Here is a 1496-nt window from a genome sequence, read left to right as displayed (position 1 = left end):
GATTAATGTCCTTAAACTGATGGCTTACATTGTTTGATTGTGCGCGATCTGAGAGTACGACTGAATATTCATCTCCAACAATGTTTTTTATGGCTTCGACACTGTCTACTTCTTGAAAGGCTAAAACGTCACTCTCTAGTTTCCCAAAGTACTGACTTAATGTTGAGAAGTCAGCTGGCTGACGTTGGCTTTGTTGTATGGCATTCTGTGGATGAATCGTTAACCATTCGATATTCCATGTCGAAATTTTCAGTGTTTGGGAAAAACTTGTGTAACTGAATCCGATAGCGAATAGCACACTCAATAAGCGGATTACGAATGTTAATTTCATGCAGGTCAACCTTGTCCTATTTATCCAGCCGTTATCCTATCAGTAGTCGTAAAATTTCAAGTGAAAAATCCATCAAAAAAGCAATTTTCATTGTTTCTTTATGTGTTGAGAGCTCGTGCAATAAGATCGATTTGATCTTGCTCTACAGCTAATATTATTTGATCCAGATCAATACGCTTGATGGGTGCTTCTCGTTAAATACGCCACAACATCTTGTGTTAACTGAATTATAAATCGCTCTATATAGTGTGTTTGTGGATAACTCTGTGAATACCTTAGGAGTAAGGAGAAGTGGTGAAATCAATCGTAATCAAGCGTGATGGCTCAAGAGCTCCATTCTGCAGAGATCGCATTCAAGCTGCAGTGGAAGCAGCATCAGACAAAGCCGATAAGGAAATTGCAATTTATGCACTGAATGTCGCATTAGCAATTGAGTTAAAGCTTGAAGAATACGATGAGGTTCATATCTCTGAAATCCAAACTATGGTTGAAAATGAGTTAATGCAAGGACCGTATAAGTCGGTTGCTCGTGCATATATTGAGTATCGTCATGACCGAGATATAGCGCGAGAAAAACAGAGCGCATTGACTCAAGAAATTGAAGGTCTAATTGAAGAAAGCAACGTTGACCTAATCAACGAGAACGCGAATAAGGATGGTAAAGTCATCCCGACTCAACGTGACTTGCTTGCTGGTATCGTGGCTAAACATTATGCGAAAACTCACATTTTGCCCCGAGACATAGTTAAAGCGCACGAAGACGGTGATATTCATTATCACGATTTAGATTACGCGCCTTTCTTCCCAATGTTTAACTGTATGCTGATTGATCTTAAAGGCATGCTAACTCATGGCTTTAAGATGGGGAATGCGGAAATCGATACACCTAAATCGATTTCTACAGCAACAGCGGTAACCGCACAAATCATTGCTCAGGTAGCGAGCCATATTTATGGTGGTACAACGATCAACCGTATTGATGAAGTACTAGAACCTTATGTCATGACGAGTTATGAAAAGCATCTTCAACTAGCAAAAGAATGGGATATACATAGCCCTGAAGCATTTGCGACGACTCGCACAGAGAAAGAATGTTATGACGCGTTCCAATCTTTGGAATATGAAGTAAATACGCTTCATACCGCTAACGGGCAAACTCCATTTG

General features: G+C 40.0%; 1 protein-coding gene and 1 pseudogene. One reads left to right on the top strand and one right to left on the bottom strand.

Annotation, left to right across the window (positions count from 1 at the left end; genetic code table 11):
• Positions 1-331 (bottom strand): annotated as a pseudogene (locus tag L4C33_RS22150) (endonuclease/exonuclease/phosphatase family protein); the annotation flags it as partial.
• Positions 332-625: 294 nt separating this feature from the next.
• Between L4C33_RS22150 and nrdD the strand changes: the two are divergent.
• On the top strand, positions 626-1496 hold an 871-nt coding region (nrdD, locus tag L4C33_RS22145; protein ID WP_428814539.1), incomplete at its 3' end, for an anaerobic ribonucleoside-triphosphate reductase.

Origin of the sequence: Vibrio makurazakiensis, from assembly GCF_050337375.1 — a bacterium.
In the GTDB taxonomy this organism is placed as follows: Bacteria; Pseudomonadota; Gammaproteobacteria; order Enterobacterales; family Vibrionaceae; genus Vibrio; species Vibrio makurazakiensis.
This window is presented reverse-complemented; position numbering and strand designations above follow the sequence as displayed.